Below are 16,707 nucleotides of genomic sequence, written 5' to 3'. Positions count from 1 at the left end.
CGCCGTTCAAGACATTGCCGGCCGCGTTGCCAATCAGTACGTTTTCCAAGGCGTTGCCGCTTCCGTTGATCGCGGCAGCACCGGTAAGCGTTAGGTTTTCCAGATTGGCACCCAGGCTCCAGCTCACCGAGGAACGCACGGTGTCGATCTCGCTGGCGAGGCTGCTGGTTTCGCTGATGACGTCCCTGAGGTTGTCCACCACGTAGGTGTCGTTGCCGGTTCCCCCGATCAGGGTGTCGATGCCGGCGCCGCCATCGAGGATGTCCGCACCGTCCAGGCCGTTGAGGGTGTTGGCGGCGGCGTTGCCGGTCAGACTGTTGCCCAGCGCGTTGCCGGTGAGACTGAGCGCGGCGGCGCCGAGCAACTGACCGTCCTCGACGTTGGCCGCCAAGGTGTGGCTGACTGTCGTACGCACGACGTCGCGCCCCTCGTCGGCGAGTTCAACGACGCTGTCGCCTGTGTTATCGAGCATATAGATGTCGTTGCCATCACCGCCGACCAACGTGTCGCGTCCGGCGAGGCCGTTCAGCACGTTGGCGCCGGCGTTGCCGGTCAGTACGTTGTTAAGCGCATTGCCGCTGCCGTTGATGGCGGCGATACCGGTCAGGGTGAGGTTTTCCAGATTCGCGCCAAGCACCCAGTTGACCGAAGCACGTACGCTGTCGATTTCGCTGGCCAGGGTGCTGGTTTCGCTGACGACATCCTTGAGGTTGTCGACCACGTAGGTGTCGCTGCCGGTGCCGCCAACGAGCGTGTCGATACCGAGGCCACCGTCCAGGATGTTGGCGCCGGCATTGCCCGTGATGCGGTTGTTCAGTGCATTGCCGCTGCCATTGATGCTGCCGGCACCGCTCAACGTCAGGTTTTCAACGTTGGTGCCCAAGGCGAAGTTGACGGTCGAAATAACGCTGTCGATCTCGGTCAGGGAGGCGCCTCGCTCGATGACCGTATCGCCGGCGTTGTCGACGTGGTAGGTATCGTTGCCGGCGCCACCGTCCAGGGTATCCGCGCCGCCCAGGCCATTGAGCACATTGGCGGCAGCATTGCCGACCAGGCTGTTATTCAGCGCGTTACCGACGAGATTGAGGGCCGCGACACCGAGCAGCTGCCCGTTCTCGACATTGGCCGACAAGGTATGGGTGACTGCGGTGCGAACCAGGTCGATACCACCGTCGGCAAGCTCGACGACGCTGTCATTGACGTTATCGATCACATAACTATCGTTTCCGGCGCCACCAACCAGCGTGTCTCGGCCGGCCCCGCCGTCCAGGACATTGTTTCCGGCGTTGCCGGTCAATACGTTGCTCAAGGCGTTGCCGGAGCCATTGAGGTTGGCGATACCCGTCAGCGTGAGGTTCTCCAGATTGGCGCCCAGGCTCCAGCTCAAGGAGGAACGTACCGTGTCGACTTCGGTCGCCAGGGTGCTGGTTTCGCTGATGGTGTCCCTGGAATCGTCGACCACGTAGGTATCGTTACCGGCGCCACCGGTCATGACGTCCCTACCGCCGCGGCCATCCAGGAGGTTGCCGAGCGCATTGCCGATCAGCGTGTCGTCATTGGCCGAGCCGATAGCGTTTTCGATCTTCGCGCCGTAGGCGATCGCCAATCCTTCATTGAAGGCAGCGCCGGTCTTGGTGTTGAGGAAGGCCTGGCCGATCTTGCTGAATTGGCCCTCGTTCAGGTTGATACGCACCGCCCCCGCCTGGTTGCTCGCGTCGATGGTGTCGTTGCCGCCCGCGTCCCAGATCGTCTCGAAAACCGATTGGCCAGTCGTCCAGCTATACGTGGTGTTACCGGTCTGCCATTGGTTGTTCGCGCCATACAGGCTCTGGATCGCCGCGATGTCCAGCAGCATGGGTGTCGTGGGCTCGTAGGAGTACGCGCTGTTGTAACTCATGATGGTGTAGCGCACGTCATCGAATTGCGCGGAAAGTACCGTCGGGTTCGACAGGCTCTTGGAGAACGGATGCTTGAGGCCCAGCGCGTGGCCGATCTCATGCATGAAGACCAAGTAGTCGTAGGATCCCTCGTCCGGGGTGGGGTCATTGGTGATCGGCCCCAACCAGACATCGCCCGCGCTGGGCGTGCGGCCGGGATAATAGCCCCACGCTGCGGTGTCATCGTCCATCCACAGGTAGCCGCCGAACCGCAAGTCACCCACGTTGGTAGCAGACTCGCTGACTTGGGTGAAATGGAGGTTGGCAACCGCCCCCCAGCTGTCGACGGCACGAACAATGCCGTCCTGCTGCTCCGTCGTTACGGCGTAGCCAAGCAGGTATTCGTTTTCACTGCTGTAGTTACTGGCGAAGTAGGAATCCGCCGTCATGAAGCTGTACGTCAAGGACGTGCCTGCTGTCGCACTACCGCTCCAATAAGTACCGACCAGCAAGCTGTTGACCTGCGCGTTGGTGGTCAGTTTTGCGTTCGAAACGGAGGAATAACCAAGCGGACTGGGCATGCGAACTTCCTTTGGACTGTCTGCGACCTTTCCCGGATGCGGCCGCTACAAGTGGTTTATTTTGCATGAGAAACAAGGGCATTGATATTAGTTAGCCACTATTTTTCGACCGCGCATCCGAAGAGGCTGGGGCAACCAGCCAATCGTTGGCCTTGCGGATGTCCGGCTCCCCTAACCGACCGCTCCAGCGATGCAGGACCAGCAGGCTGGTTACGAAGCGATACTGGGATTGAAAAAAGTCACGCCGCGCACGAAATTCAGCCTGGATGGTGTCCAGCACGTCCACGGCATTCTTGACGCCATAGGCGAAGGCCTTTTCAGTGGCTATCCGGGATTTTTCGGCGGACTCCAGTGCGCGCCGCGTTGCCTTGATCCGGCTGAGCTCGGCGCTCATGCCCAGGTACGCCGTGCGGGTTTCCTTGATGACCTGGCGGCGCAAGGCTTCCAGCTCCTGTTGCGCGACCTCCTTTTCGCTTTCGGAACTCGACACCCGGGCACGGGTGGAGCCGCCGCTGTAGAGGGGCACCTGCAAGTCGAGGGACGCGACGAGATTGTCCGAGCGAGGCGCCAACGCACCTTCATAGCCGATGTCGCTGCGTTGCGCCGTGAGATTCAGGCCCAGCCGAGGCAGATGGCCGGCCCTTGCCTCGCCGATCGCCGCCTCGGCGGCACGGATACTGTGTTCGCGGGCGTGCAACGCTGGGTTGCTGTCGACTGCCGTCTGCACCCAATAGTCCTGAGCTTGCGCCGGCAGGCTGAAGACCGGATTGTCGGCAATACGCTTGAACGGTTCCCGGACCTCGCGCCCCACCAGTTCGGAGATGGCCTCGCGACTGACCTCGACCTTGTTCCTGGCCTCGATCTCGTCAGCCTTGAGTGCATCCACCCGCGCCTCCAGGTCGAGCGTATCGGTCACCATTGCCATCCGGCGCGCATACAACGCGTGGACGCGCTTGAGGTTGCGTTCGGTCGCGTCCAATTCGCTACGCACCAGGGACAGCTCGTCCTCCGCCGCAAGCACGGCAAAATACCGTTCGGACAGGTCAATGCTGGCCTGCACCTGCGTGTCATCGGATTCGTATTGGCTCTGGCGCGCCAACTCCACGTATCGCTGGTAACTGCGCCAGACCTGCGGGTCGTAGATCACCTGGTTGAGCATCACGGCAACGCGCTTGCCGTTGTACTGGATACGGCTCAGCTCGTCCTCCCGCCGACTGCGGTTCACGCTACCGCTGGCGTTGAGCTGCGGCAACAATTGGCCGAAGGCGGCGCGCTCATTGCCCTCGCCGCTGCGAGTCAAGGCTTGCGCCCGCAGGATACGCGGATCGGCGCCTTGCGCTTCCTGGTGCAATTGCCACAAATCGGTATAGCTGGACGCCGCCCCATCATCGGCGAGGACGCCAAGTGAGCAGGCAATCAGGCACAACGCGACCAAAGACCTCATCTCAATCCTCGATCAGCGAACGGGCGAAGGCGTTACTCGCCGGCTGAATCAAATACTCCAGCAGCGTCCGCGCCCCGGTATTGATCAACACTTCAACCGGCATGCCCGGCACCAGCGTAAGATCGCCGAGCGCCCGGCGCCCGTCATCGGTCAAGGCAACGCGCGCCAGATAATAAGCGGCGCCAGTGTCCTTGTTGACCAGCCGATCGGCCGATACCTGCATCAACCGCCCTTCGACGACCGGCGTCGTGCTGCTGTTGAACGCGCTGAACCGAATGCCCGCCAGTTTGCCCGGCTTGATCCGGTCGATGTCCGTTGTCGAAACCTGAGCTTCGACGATCAATTCTTCATTGGCCGGGACGATATCCAGCAGCGCGGTGCCCGGGCTGACCACGGCACCCAGGGTGTGTATCGCCATGCCCATGACCCTGCCGGATTCGGGCGCGAGGATTTCGGTGCGCTGGTCGCGATCCTGCAGGGTCGCCAAGCGTTCGCGCAGTTCATAGACCTTGGTCCGTGCATCGCCCAACAGGCTCGCGACCTCTGTGGCGAAGGTTTTTTTCAACTGGAGGATTTTCAGTTGCGCTTCGTCGGCCTGAACCCGGGCCCGTGCGCTTTCGGACTGGCTTTCTGCCATTTCCGCCTGCAACCGAGAGAGGCTGCGCTCCTGCTCACGCAGACGCTGCTTGTCCACGTAACCCTCGGCCAACAACGCACGCAGGTCGACGATTTCGTCCTGGTAGGATGCCGCCAGCATTTGCTTGCTGGCCACGACGGCTTTGTACCCGCGAATCTGCTCCTGGATCTGGCCAATGGATTTTTCCTGCAAGGCAATCTCACCAAGCAACGACGTTCGTCGAGCCTGGAAGATTCGTCGTTCGCTGTCGCGCGCCTCGCGCACACGCGGATCGGCGTGATCTAGTGTCGGTACAGGCAGCGGCTCGGGCAGAGCATCGCGCTCAGCCACCAACCGGGCTTCGAGTTCAAGGGCGGCGATCAGTTGGCTGCGCATCGCTTCCATTTCCGAGCGGGCCTGGGTGTTGTCCAGAACCAGGAGCACGTCGCCCGCCTTCACCTGATCGCCATCACGCACGCGCAGCTCGCGCACAATGCCTCCTTCCAAATGCTGCACCGTCTTGCGATAGCTCTTGACGGTGACCACACCCGGCGCCAGTGCCGCGCTGTCGAGCGGCGCGAAGGTCGCCCAGCCGCCAAACAGGCCGAAGGTCACCAGCAGCATAACGTAGCCGATGCGCCGTACGGGCTTGTCATCGGTCATCAGCTCAGCCCTGTCCACGGATGAGTGACTATTGTTTTGCATAACGCTCATCCGTTTGTGACGGTTCAACGACGCCGGCCTGCCTGGCCGTCGACGCAGCGCCTTGCAACCGTTCCAGCACCCTGTCCCGGGGCCCGAAGAGGCTCAATTCGCCTTGATTGAGGACCAACAGCTTGTCGACCTGCGCCAGCACGCCTGGCCGGTGGGTGATGACAAATACGGTCGCCCGGCTTTGCCTGAGTTTTTGCAACGCCTCGGCGAGCATTCTTTCTCCGGCTTCGTCGAGGTTGGAGTTCGGCTCATCGAGCACTACGAGGCGCGGCTCTCCATACAAGGCGCGAGCCAGGCCGATACGCTGGCGTTGACCACCGGAAAGCCCGCCGCCGTTGGCACCGATCAGGGTGTCGTAGCCGTCTGGCAGTTGAAGCACCAGCTCATGGACCCCGGCCATGCGCGCGGCGGCGACCACCGCAGGCGCATCCACCGGACCGAAACGGGAGATGTTCTGGCTGATGGTGCCCTCGAACAGCTCAATGTCCTGCGGCAGATAGCCCACATAGGGGCCGAGTTCCTCCCGGCGCCATTGGCTGATATCCGCGCCGTCCAGGCGCACCGTACCGGCCATGCCCGACCATATCCCCAACAGCGCCCTGGCCAGGGTCGATTTGCCGGCGCCACTGGGACCAATGATGCCGACCACCGACCCCGCCGGCACCTCGAATCCCACGCTACGAATGATCGGCTTGCCGCCGTTGGGCGAGCCTACCGAAAGCCCCTCGACACGGATCGCCCCCTCGGGCATTGGCAGGGACATGCGCTCAGGTTCGGCGGCGAACTTGAGTAACAATTCATGCAGCCGGGCATATTGCGAACGCGCCCCCAAAAAGCCTTTCCATACGCCAATCAGCTGATCAATAGGGGCCAGCGCGCGCCCTAGCAGAATCGAGCCAGCGATCATGAGCCCGGGAGAAATCTCGTGATTGATCGTCAGGTAAGCGCCAAGGCCCAGGACCAGCGATTGGACGACCTGCCGAAACGTCCTGGAAATCGCCGCAACGGTGGTGCCACGGTCACTGGCGAGGCTTTGCAGCGACAGGACCCTGTAGGTTTGCCCATTCCATTGGTCACGCAGGCTCGTAAGCATGCCCATGGATTCGACCACTTCGGCGTTGCGCAGGCTTTTATGGGTAAACGCCATGGCCGCCATCTGTTCCCGGTTGGCAGCCTGCAGCGGCGCGTGGGTGAGCTTCTCGTTGGCGAAGGCCAGCGCCCCAAGCAACAGCGCGCTCAATAACCCCATCCAACCGTACCAGGGATGGAACATGAACATGACTGCCAGGTAAATCGGAATCCAGGGCGTGTCGAAAAATGCGAAAAGGCCGTTGCCCGTCAAGAACTGGCGTAACCCATTCAAATCACTCACGGGTTGGGCCGTGGCGTTCATGCCACTGGAATTGAGCGCCTGCTTGAAACTTGCGTCGAACAATCGCTGGCCTAGCAGCGTGTCCAGGCGCGTACTGATCCGTACCATGATCCGCGAGCGAACCCACTCCAGGCCACCCATTGTGGTCATGAGCAGCAACATGATCAGCGTCAGCATCAATAGCGTCGACAGGCTGGCACTGGCTACCGCGCGGTCGTAGACCTGCAACATGTAGAACGAAGGAACCAGCATCAGCAAATTAACGAAAAAACTGAAAAAGGCAACGGAAAGAAAACTGCCCTTGCACGCGGCAAGGGCTTGTTCCAACTCGGTCCTGGAGTGGGCTGGCATGGGTCATTACCTGAGGTCCGATTCCGGTCAAACCTTAAAAAAATCACAAAGGGACAGGCCCGCTGACGCCTGGAAGATCCTTGGTTGGATACCGTTGGAGCACCGGCGAAATCGGGTCTACCAGCGTGTATCGGCACATCAGTTCAGTACTTAAGGGGCATCCCCTGGGATGCGCCGCCCTTGCCCGCGCCCCATGCAGACTCACAAGCCACCACTTGCGGCACCACGCGGATACCGACACGCCGATTGGCCCTTCGCCCAGCTTCGGTGTCGTCTCCAGCTATGGGCTGACCGGCGGCGACGCCCTGGACGGCTAGGCAACCGGCGGGGATTTTGCCCACGTGCTGCATCCAGTCCCGCACTGCAACAGCACGGGCGTTTGAGAGTTGCAGGTTCTGTTCCGATGAACCTGTCCCGTCGGTATGGCCTGAAATGACGATCAACCCGTCTGGCTGGGCCTTGATATCCACCAAGGCCTTGACCAAGGTATCGGTCGAACCAGGCTTGAGCTGCGAACTGCCGACATCGAACAGCGACAGGCTGTCCAACTGCACCGGAGCGGGCAAGACCAACGCTGACCTCGCGCTCATCCGCCACCCGACAACCCCTGCGACGAGAGCGAAGACGAGCGCCGCGCCGCACAGCCATGGCGAAAAGTGCCCCTTACGATGGGTCATGTCCGGCGGGGGCAGGACCACAATGGGTATCGCCAATGCCGGCTCTGTCATCCCCATGGGAAGCAGCGCCGCTTCGATACGTTGATCGCATCGTTCCAAACGTTGGATCAGCTGGTTGACCTGCTGGCGCAGAGACTGGAGAGCCGGCAGCGGCGTGGATGCGTAGCTTGCCAGCCGCTCAGTCAGGCAGCCCAACGCACCATCGAGCTCAAGCAACGCGCGCTGATCGTTGGTCGTCAGCGCCAGGCCACGCAGCAGCGTTTGCAGCTGTGCGAACAACCACCCCAACGTATCCAGGCGCACCCGCACCGACGGCGGCCACAGGCTGGGCCATTGACTGCTGAGCGTCTTCAACAATCGAACGCCTTGGACCATGCCGTCCAAACCGTGACGCTGGCTTCGAGCCAGCGCATAGAAGCTGACGGTTTGCAGCTCCGCACCGTTGAGTTGCAGCAGCACAAGGCATAACTGCTCGACTTTTTGCCAATCCACGTCTGGGCAGGCGCCATGGCCCAATCTGGCCAACTCGTCGCGCAAAGCGACGAACTCAGCATAGCCGCGCGGATCGCCACCGATTCGAACATGCACTTCAAACAACGCGCTCATCGCGCTTGCCTTGCGTTATCCGTTCCCGTTGCCGCCACATGGTTCTGTCGCTTCAGGTGACGAATCAGGACTTTGCCCTCCGGTCCCAACGTGGTACCGAAAGTTACCCGGCGCCCTCCTTTCAACTGCACGTCCAGGGCGCACTCCAAATGCCCCGGCAGTAATTGCGGCAGTAGCTCGATGGCGAGCGCCGTCAATCGCGGTTCGTATTTGAGCAGGGTATGGGTCATGGCCTTTATCAACGTATGGGCGGTAGCCGGTAGCCCCTGCAAAATGGTTCCCATGTCGGGAAGTCCATAATCCGGTAAATGGCTGAGGCTGCCGGCCCGGCTGTTGAGGATGCGTTGCAGGTTGTCCAGGACCGACAGCGTGTGCTGGTCCTGCTCGCTGACGCGATGCAAATCCAGTTCACCATTGAAGTTTTGCAGCAGCATTTCATAGAGCGAAGGGTTGGGCTCGGTCATGGATCAGTCCTTCGCCAACGGGCGCAACGTCAGTTGGTTGGCCCCCATCTCGATGAGCCGTGCCCGATCCGGGTCCAGGTCTTCGCGCCTCAGCACCAGGCGCCAGGAGCCTAACGCGGCGTCTGGACTTCGAAACAAGCCCACCAGCGCCACTACCCGCGTGCGGGGGTCCATGGGCACGCTCAACAGCGCCCCTGCCCCGGGTTTCACCACCACGGCGCGTTTGTCCAGCAATGCACCGTCGAACAGGTTGTCGTCTGTGTTCACCAGCCCGTCGTAGGTGGCCTGCTCCAACGCGGTACTGTCGCGTAACTGGTAAACCCGCACCAAGGTGGGCAGCGATAAGGCGTTCATGTCCGCGGTTTCGGTGTTGAGCGCGGTTCGTGCGTTGAAATCCAGGTGCAAGGTCTTGACCTGTTTACGGAACATCGTCCCGGTGGTGAACCCCGTGCTCGGCTCGACGGTCTGCGCCGCTCCACACCCGCCAAGCGCAGCGACCAGCACCGTGAGTGCCAACCGGTTAATAAAGGTATGTGACATGTTGTGTTTCCCTGATCCGTGGGTTGGTCGAAAGGCCCTGGTAGCGGCCCATATTGATCGTGAGGGTGTCCTGTTCTCGCGGCTGCCAGGTGTCTGAACCCAAGCCCAGCACACCGGTCATTCCCAGTCGTATCTGCCGATGCCCCAGTATCGGAGTTGGCAGGCTGCTTACCGCGATGGTCAATTGCAGCGTCGCGGTGCAGCGCCATCCCAGGTACACCCGCAGGAGTACAAGCAGGTCGCGGTGAAGCGCTCCGCCGGGCAACCAGTCATTGGCCTCCTGCGCGTCGTCGGTGGACAGCACCAAGTGCAGCTGGCTGTTGACGTCTTGCCCGACATTGCCCAGCGGCGTGCCCTTGGACAAGCGTACCGGGCAAGACGGACACAGGCTGGCCGGTTGCGGCAAGGGAATCTTCTGCGGCCGGTGCGGGGTTATCCGTGCCTGGGTATGGACGGCAAGCAGCTTGACGAGCGCCTCGATGCCTTCGGCGTTGCGGGTAGGCAGGCGCATGACGCTGAGCAACGCGAGGAAACGGGAGACTGGGGTAGCGACGCGTTCCGCTGTTCCGGGAATGCCCAGCCCGATCAAACCGAACAGGCACTGCGATGTCGCATCGCTGCCGCCCGCTGCAAACGTCGCTGGATAAGAGTACTTGCGCCAGATTCGATAGAACTGAGTGAAAATCCGGTGATTGAAAATGTCGAGGAAAGCTTCCAGTGCCTCATGCCCCTCCCGGCGTTGAGCGATGTCATCCACAAACCCCGTCGGCATTGGCGAATCTAGGCCGTACAAACCCATCAGACGGGTGCGCACCGTAGCCGGACGTTGCGGGTTGTTCGTGTCGATTTCGATCGCCTTCAGCTCACCGGCGGGAAACCCCATGCCGGGATCGGGTCGAAAGCGCACGGGATCGTCTGCCGGATGCGCGGTGCTGCCAAGCAGAGGATGGCCGGGCAGCGCTTGTTCCAACAGTTGGCAGAAACGATACAGGCTGGCCTCGGCCACCCGCCCTCGCAACGCGTCCAGCAAACCATCGGCGTTCAACCGGGAATGCGCTGGCTGTGGTTCTCGTTCCATCGCAGGCACGCTCCGGTAGGTTGAAGAATCAGCGTGAGCTGGGTGAACAAATGAATGTCGGCGTAGAGCGCAAAAAAGCGGTTGAGCATTTCACCGAACAGACTGATATCGCCGTCCCCCGAAAAGCCGTGGGCATCCAAGGTGATTTCAATATCCACCCCGCGCAGCAAAAAGCCATTTTCAAAACGTTGGACCAGGTGATGGTTCACCTCGACAATCGCCGCCAGGCGACGCCGGTTCTGCTCGCTGCCGGTCCAGTCATACAACGCCAACGTCCCGCGCAGCACCTCTGCGCTGTCGAGCATCGGCAAGAAATTGGAGCCCAGGTGGCTCAGGATGCGCCAGTGGAAACGGTCGCGGTTTGGCGGATAGCACGGCAACGTCGGCGCACACAGGTTGCGCACCCGCACGCCGAACTGGGTGGTTTGCACCGCTGTATCGAGCACCGTGCTCTGCAGCGCTTTGCGTGGCAGCTGGCCGTGGGTGCCGATCAGGTGTAACGACAGGCTGGCGTGGGTATGCAGCCGATCCTCGTCGAAGCCTTCTCCGCCCAGGATCAACCAGGTGTCATACAGCCCATTGGCGGCCCGCTTCAGGCGGCTATGGAAATAACGTTCCGGCGCCTCATCACGCAGCATGCCGCCTTTATGGCGAAAACTGGTGAACGGCACGTAGTCCATGCGCTCGGCGCCTTTGGATGCGGTCACCTGGTCCACCGAATAGATTTCCAGATGGCCATCCTGCAAGCGCATCGGACGCAGCAAGTAATCGGTTTGCAAGGGGTCCAGCGCCAACGGGTCGGCCTCCAGTACGAACAAGTTGATCACCGGCACCGAGTGCAGACGAATATGTTCACGGTTCAGGTCGAAGTTCTGCGGCCAGGGCTTGGACAGCACCACTTCGAGCTCGAACCAGGGCGCGCCGGACTCAAGCGGCAGTTGCTCAAGGCCACAGAGGGTGACGAACATGAATTTTTCACGAAACGTGAAGTACTCAAGCAGCAGTTGATAGCCGCTGAAAGCGCTGTCGCCCTTGGGCCACAGGCGATCCTCGTCGCCAAAGCCCTTGGGGGTGAAATACCCGTCCACCGGCTTGCGATCCGACTGTCCTGGCAAGCGCACATACATTGCCTGCCTGTTCAAGGTCAGGGCTTGGTGCAGTGCGCTGGCCAGTGGCGCATCGGCATTCAAGTACAGCGGCAAGCGGCTCAGGTCGATTTGTGACCAAGGGACGGACGCGCTTCGGACAAAACGCAAACGCAGCAGCGAGCGGCCATCCGGTTCGTGGTCGCGCGCCACGACTGTCAACGCCAGCGGCTGTAACGTCACGTCTTGCGTGGTGGTGTAGCGACAGCAGGTGTGCTGCGGCCCGATGGGGCGCGACAGGATCTCGAACCCTCTGGGGATCCGTTCGCTGCGCTTTATCAAGGCAAGATCCGGCGCCAGCTCGATAATCGACAGGGACGGTATGGTCCGCAAGTAATGCGGCCACAGCAGGCTGACCAAGCCTTCGGTGAGCTCCGGCAGATCATCGTCGAGCTTCTCCCGCAAGCGCCCCATCAAGAATGCAAAGCCCTCGAACAAACGTTCTACGTAAGGGTCTTGCGCCCCCGGCTTGTCGAGATTGAGATATGCCGCCCGGTCCGGGAACGCCTCGGCGAATTCCTTGCCGGCCTCGCGCAAATAACGCATCTCGGCGTCGAAATAGCGCAGTGTCAGATTTTCCATGTCCATAAAAGTCCTGAAATGAGTGTCAGCCGCAAAGCACAGCGGCACGTACCGGATCGATGGCCACCAGCGCCGCCAACAAAGGTTCCATGCGTCGGGCCAGGGCAGGTTTGTCCGTGTCGTTGCGTTGGGCCTTGACCCGCAGCAACCTGAGCAGGCGAGCCTTGACCTCGAAATACAACTCGGGCTCCCACGCGCACAGGTCATGGTGCTGTGAAGCGGTGTCCAGTTCCCCCAGCAGGTGGATGGCCAGCTCACTTTTGCCGAACTGTTCGGCCACCCTCGCCATCAGCAGGCGCAGCAGCCATCGTTGGCGTGCGCAAACAATGTCCGGGCGCGCCGCCAGCCAAGCCAGCGCTTGCTCGACCCCTTCTTTGTCGGCCTGCGCCAGGGCTTCGGTTTCCCACGACAAGATGTCGGCATCGCCGATGACCGGTGCCGACGATGGCGCGGCCAACCCTTGCTCCGGGCGGTCTGCGCTGGCGTACTGGGCAATCCACTCACGTGTGGTCTCATCGGCGAAAGGCGTGCCGTCGCGCCAGCGCAGCAGCTCCAACCCCGGCAACCGATCCAAAAACATGCCCAGGTCACGTCGGACGACATCAGCCCAGCACACCTGCGGCGCCGGTTGCTGACTCAGTGCCTGATACACATACCACTGCAAATCCAACCAGAAATGGTTCACGCCTTCGGCATAGATTCGTTCCGCGTGATCGAGCAACTGGGTCCAGCCCTGCTGCAAGTACAAACGCTTGAGCTGCGCCCGATAGTCAGCCCTGGGCGGCGTCAGCCGGGTGTTGCCATCGGCGTCCTCGGGCGGCGCCTCTTGCACCGTGTCCCAGCGCAGGCTCTTCATCACGCGGTGGGCCGCCAGCCAACCCTGAGGTTGATCACGCAGATAACCAGCCAAGGCCCGGCCGTGGTCCAACAGATCCCGACCGGACTTGATCGCGATAGCAGCCGAAGCCCTGGCCTGGGCTTGCGATTCCTGGCTGGGGGTACTCTGCGGGACCAGCGCCTCCATGCCTTCGGACCGAGCCAATCGGGCGGATAGCGCGGCATACAGGGCCCCCAGGCAAGGACGTTGATCGTCAGGCCATGCCGTCAGGCCCTGCTCCAGCCAGGCCAATGCCGCGGCGGTGCGCTCGGCCTCGGTTTTCACCACCTCCGGATACCGACACAGCGTATCGAGCAGCTTTTCGCCGGCCAGCCACTGCAACGCCATCTTGCGGCTGTTCGGTCGCACGGGCAGTACCGTATCGGTGAACCGCTCCACCAGCGCCGCCAACAGGCTCAAGCCGTCGGCCAGCCCGGCTTCGCCGTCCCTGCACAAGCGAGCCCACACGTAATAGGTGGCGACGCGTAAATCCTTACATTTGCGGGTCAGTAGCTTTTCACCCAGTTGGGCCACTCGTTCAGCATCGGCGCCGGACAGCTTGCCAACCTCTTCGCGCATGCATTGAAAATCATCGTCATAGCCAGGATCGTGCCCAACGGGTGCCGCTTCGCTGATGGGCTGCAGCCAGGGTTGCCAGCGTTCGGCCTGTTCACGGGCGATGGCCAAGGCGTCGCGCTTGCCCAGGCAATGGGTGATCAGGTTTTGCAGGCTCATCGGAGCACCTCATTGCGCGCCAGGGGCACCGCTGGTCCGCCCTCACCCAAAAATATCCGCCCCGGCAACGTAAACCCTCGCAACTTCAAAAGCGCCATCGGTCCGGCATCCAGTTCGGTGCGCAGGTGCCACGTCAGGCCCAGGCCATCGGGCGCCTTGAGCACCATGCGGTAGCGGCTGTCGCCATCGTCCAGCGCGGTGAACGTGGCCTGTTCCAGCAAGCGGATCAGCCCCCAGGCGCCGGCGTAGTCGGCGAACAACCGTTCGCCGGTGTGGACGCTGGTCCACGTCAGGCTGACGCCGGGGTAGTCGCTGCGTCCCGGCCAGCCGAAGCGCTGCCAGCGCTCCTTCTGGTTGAAGTAGTGGTGTTTCTCTCCGTTGAGGATGAAGGTGGTTTGCACCACATCGCGCACGCCTTTGCCGCTCAGTTCAAAACTCAAGCCCAGGCCGCCGTCGGTGTAGAGCACGTCGGCCAGATCGCTCAGTTGATTGACCGCCTCCAGGAATTGGGGATTGACGCGCAAACCGCGACCGTGGCGGGGATCGGCCACCCAGCGGTTGCCTTCCTTGCGCAACACGCCGCTCAACTGGCTGTGGAGAAAACGTTCGATGCGCCCCGTGTCGGCGCGGATCATTTGCCCCAGCATCGGCAACGAAGCATCGCTGGCCGTCGCGGCGAAGGGATAACGCCCGGTAAAGGCCGCGTTCCAATGCTCGACGATCGAACGCCGCCATTGGCTGTTGAGGCCCGCCGCCGACGGTTGCAGCACTCGCTGCCAGGCCTGTTCCAGCGGTTGCACGAACAGCGTTTCGCCCACGCCGCCCCATTGCGCACCGAGGCTGGCGGCCATCAGACGGCCATAGGACTGGGTATCGGTGAGGTCGATGCCCCGGCCCTGGAACACCGTCTGCGCCAGGGCCTGGGTCATTTCCATGGGGTCGCTGGCCGTGTTGATCTGTTGCAGTTTCAGGCGCACGCGGGTCACTTGGGTGAGGTAGGCCTGGAGGCTCAAATGGTCAGCGCCACCCTTGCCCAGCAAGGCCAACAACGGGCCGAACGTCGGATCCAGCGGGCCGCTCGGCAGGTCGGCCAGCGGGTCTATGGGCGGGGCCTTGTCCGGGCCGATGAGCTTGTGCGCGGACCTCATCAGCGAGTCGCCCAGGGCCGGGACGCGGGTGCCCGCTTGCCCTTGATAGGCCAGGGTATTGATCAACGCGAGCAACGGCGATTGGCGCACGTCGCTCATCAGCGTCAACTGGTCGATGACCTGTTCCAGGCTTTTGGGTTGATTGCCCCGCAGGCTGTTGAGAAACACCAGCCAGGCGCCCGCGTAGTCCTTGAAATAACGTTCGGTCAGGCGCGCCTTGAGCTCGCCGGGCGTCAAGCGCACATCGATGTCACCGGGGCGATCACTGAGCACCCAATCGATTTCTTCGCGGCGCGCCTGGGTGATGTCATCGATGGCCTGGCGCACCTGGCCCTCCCAGGCCTGGCGCGTGAACACTCCCGGCACGCTGGCCTTGCTGGAAAACAACCCAGCGGCTTTGGTGTCGCCCACCATCTGTTGCAGGCCCAGGGCTGGATAGTGCTGGGTGGCGTCGTCCAGCACCCGTTGATACAGGCTGGCCTCGGCGTTGCGTTGGCCCAATTGGTCGAGCAGCACCTGGCGCACCTGCGCCACCAACCGCGGGTCGGCCTCGATGCGCCAGTCCGGGTGCGCGGCCAGTTGCTCGGCGTAGAACTGCCACAGGTTCGGTGCGAGGGTCTGCCAGAGCCCTGACGAAATTCCGTCACGCGTGGGTTCGGCGTGGCCCAGGGTCTTGACCAACAAGGGCGCCTCGGCTTTGTCCGGGCGCGCCATCATCAGGTAAGCCTTGAGCTGATCGTAGGCCATACGCGTGCGCTCAACGCGCTCGGGGCTGCCCGGCGCCAGCTTGACCAGCGCCTCCAGTTGCCCGCGCAACCTCGCCGCCGCCGGGTCGCGCACCAGGCGGTTATTGGCCTCGACATACCGGGGCCACAACAGTTCGAGCAAGGTTTCATTGCGGTTCAAGCCAAAGCGCTGGTACCACGGCGCACCGGACACGACACGGTGATCCAGGCGAGCCAGCACATGGACGAGCGCTTCGAGCGCCAACAGTTGCTCCTCTTGGGTGGATGACTGTTGCAACGCCGTCGACAAGGCCTGCGCCTCGACGATCTGCGCCCGATTGCTCACAAAGGACAGCGCCATCCCCGCGCCCCACACCAGCGCCAGGCCCATGAACAGCCCATAGACGACTCGCGGCGCGCCCCACCCCAACCGCGCGCCGACGGCCTTGTCGCGCTGCACGCCGTGCCACGCCGGGTCCGGCCACCAGAAATGCTCGCCGTCAGCGCTTTGCGTCACGCGCAGTGGCAGGCTGAACCACAACCCTCGCAGCATCACCCCCGGGTTGAACCCACTCAACGACGGCGCCAGCGCCTGCCGCCAACGGGCAATGCCCTCGGCCTGCAAATCTCGGGACAGGCGCAGCAGGAAATCGTGGTGCATCCGCTTCTTGATCTTCATCTGGGCAAAGCCCTGGCAACGCAACGGCTCGACCAGATCCTCCAGGCACGCCTCCAACAGCGACGGCGTCACCTTGGCCGGCAACAGACAACCCACCGGCTGGCTCTCGCGCCCGTCCTGGGACCAGCCGCTCTCGCACACCTGCCACAAGTGCAACGGCAACCGTCGGCGTAGCCGCCGAGCCAGCCCCTGCAAGTGCCGCATGCCCTTGGCCAGCGTCACCGCATCGGTGCTTTGCGGTTTGTCCAGCGCCCAGACCACCCCATCCAGCGCCCGCCAACGGCGTAGGGTGAGCCATGGGTTCAACAGTGGGGTTTGCAATTCTTCCTGGACGCTGCCGCCCCATAGCAGCACGGTGCGTTCGCCTTCGAGCCATTTCTTTTTCGCCAGCTCCGGGGCGATGGCGGCGATCTGGGTGGGCTCGCCGACGATGAGCAGCAGACGGACCTTGTGGCGCCAGAGGGGGCCGTATTGGAAGCGGAGGTTTTCGCGTAGC

The 16,707-nt window shown here is 62.3% G+C and carries 11 protein-coding genes; all 11 read right to left on the bottom strand.

Annotated features, from left to right (window positions below):
* Nucleotides 1-2,458: M10 family metallopeptidase C-terminal domain-containing protein (locus ACLK1G_RS25670; protein ID WP_420767925.1), on the bottom strand; the 2,458-nt coding region annotated here is incomplete at its 3' end.
* Nucleotides 2,459-2,549: 91 nt separating this feature from the next.
* Nucleotides 2,550-3,902, bottom strand: a complete 1,353-nt coding sequence (locus ACLK1G_RS25665) for a TolC family protein (RefSeq protein WP_420767924.1) — start codon at nt 3,900-3,902, stop codon at nt 2,550-2,552.
* 1 nt (nt 3,903) lies between these two features.
* The gene (locus ACLK1G_RS25660) at nt 3,904-5,223 is read right to left on the bottom strand and encodes an HlyD family type I secretion periplasmic adaptor subunit (protein ID WP_420767923.1); all 1,320 of its coding nucleotides are present in this window, start codon (nt 5,221-5,223) and stop codon (nt 3,904-3,906) included.
* Nucleotides 5,210-6,955: a type I secretion system permease/ATPase gene (locus ACLK1G_RS25655; protein WP_420767922.1), complete on the bottom strand. Its 1,746-nt coding sequence runs from the start codon at nt 6,953-6,955 to the stop codon at nt 5,210-5,212. The genes ACLK1G_RS25660 and ACLK1G_RS25655 overlap by 14 nt, the downstream gene beginning before the upstream one ends.
* A gap of 143 nt (nt 6,956-7,098) precedes the next feature.
* Nucleotides 7,099-8,238, bottom strand: a complete 1,140-nt coding sequence (locus ACLK1G_RS25650; protein ID WP_420767921.1) for an OmpA family protein — start codon at nt 8,236-8,238, stop codon at nt 7,099-7,101.
* A complete protein-coding gene (tssE, locus tag ACLK1G_RS25645) occupies nt 8,235-8,702 on the bottom strand; it encodes a type VI secretion system baseplate subunit TssE (protein WP_420767920.1) in 468 nt (155 codons plus the stop codon). The genes ACLK1G_RS25650 and tssE overlap by 4 nt, the downstream gene beginning before the upstream one ends.
* A 3-nt stretch (nt 8,703-8,705) precedes the next feature.
* Entirely contained in the window at nt 8,706-9,242 is a 537-nt protein-coding gene (gene tssJ / locus ACLK1G_RS25640) for a type VI secretion system lipoprotein TssJ (RefSeq protein WP_420767919.1), read from the bottom strand.
* Nucleotides 9,223-10,320, bottom strand: coding sequence for a type VI secretion system baseplate subunit TssG (gene tssG / locus ACLK1G_RS25635; protein WP_420767918.1), 1,098 nt, complete (start codon nt 10,318-10,320; stop codon nt 9,223-9,225). The genes tssJ and tssG overlap by 20 nt, the downstream gene beginning before the upstream one ends.
* Complete coding sequence (gene tssF / locus ACLK1G_RS25630) at nt 10,284-12,053, bottom strand: type VI secretion system baseplate subunit TssF (protein ID WP_420767917.1); 1,770 nt, start codon at nt 12,051-12,053, stop codon at nt 10,284-10,286. Before tssF ends, tssG begins: the two co-directional genes overlap by 37 nt.
* A 19-nt stretch (nt 12,054-12,072) precedes the next feature.
* Entirely contained in the window at nt 12,073-13,659 is a 1,587-nt protein-coding gene (tssA, locus tag ACLK1G_RS25625) for a type VI secretion system protein TssA (RefSeq protein WP_420767916.1), read from the bottom strand.
* Nucleotides 13,656-16,707: ImcF-related family protein (locus tag ACLK1G_RS25620; RefSeq protein WP_420767915.1), on the bottom strand; the 3,052-nt coding region annotated here is incomplete at its 5' end. The genes ACLK1G_RS25620 and tssA, both read right to left, overlap by 4 nt.

Origin of the sequence: Pseudomonas algeriensis, assembly GCF_048847255.1 — a bacterium.
In the GTDB taxonomy this organism is placed as follows: Bacteria; Pseudomonadota; Gammaproteobacteria; order Pseudomonadales; family Pseudomonadaceae; genus Aquipseudomonas.
Note: the sequence above shows the minus strand (reverse complement) of the source record. Positions and strands in the feature narration are given on the sequence as shown.

Bases quoted from the DNA above. Each gene is read 5' to 3' on its own strand.
- ACLK1G_RS25665 (WP_420767924.1), bottom strand. From the start codon at position 3,902: ATGAGGTCTTTGGTCGCGTTGTGCCTGATTGCCTGCTCACTTGGCGTC.
- ACLK1G_RS25660 (WP_420767923.1), bottom strand. From the start codon at position 5,223: ATGCAAAACAATAGTCACTCATCCGTGGACAGGGCTGAGCTGATGACC.
- ACLK1G_RS25655 (WP_420767922.1), bottom strand. From the start codon at position 6,955: ATGCCAGCCCACTCCAGGACCGAGTTGGAACAAGCCCTTGCCGCGTGC.
- ACLK1G_RS25650 (WP_420767921.1), bottom strand. From the start codon at position 8,238: ATGAGCGCGTTGTTTGAAGTGCATGTTCGAATCGGTGGCGATCCGCGC.
- tssE (WP_420767920.1), bottom strand. From the start codon at position 8,702: ATGACCGAGCCCAACCCTTCGCTCTATGAAATGCTGCTGCAAAACTTC.
- tssJ (WP_420767919.1), bottom strand. From the start codon at position 9,242: ATGTCACATACCTTTATTAACCGGTTGGCACTCACGGTGCTGGTCGCT.
- tssG (WP_420767918.1), bottom strand. From the start codon at position 10,320: ATGGAACGAGAACCACAGCCAGCGCATTCCCGGTTGAACGCCGATGGT.
- tssF (WP_420767917.1), bottom strand. From the start codon at position 12,053: ATGGACATGGAAAATCTGACACTGCGCTATTTCGACGCCGAGATGCGT.
- tssA (WP_420767916.1), bottom strand. From the start codon at position 13,659: ATGAGCCTGCAAAACCTGATCACCCATTGCCTGGGCAAGCGCGACGCC.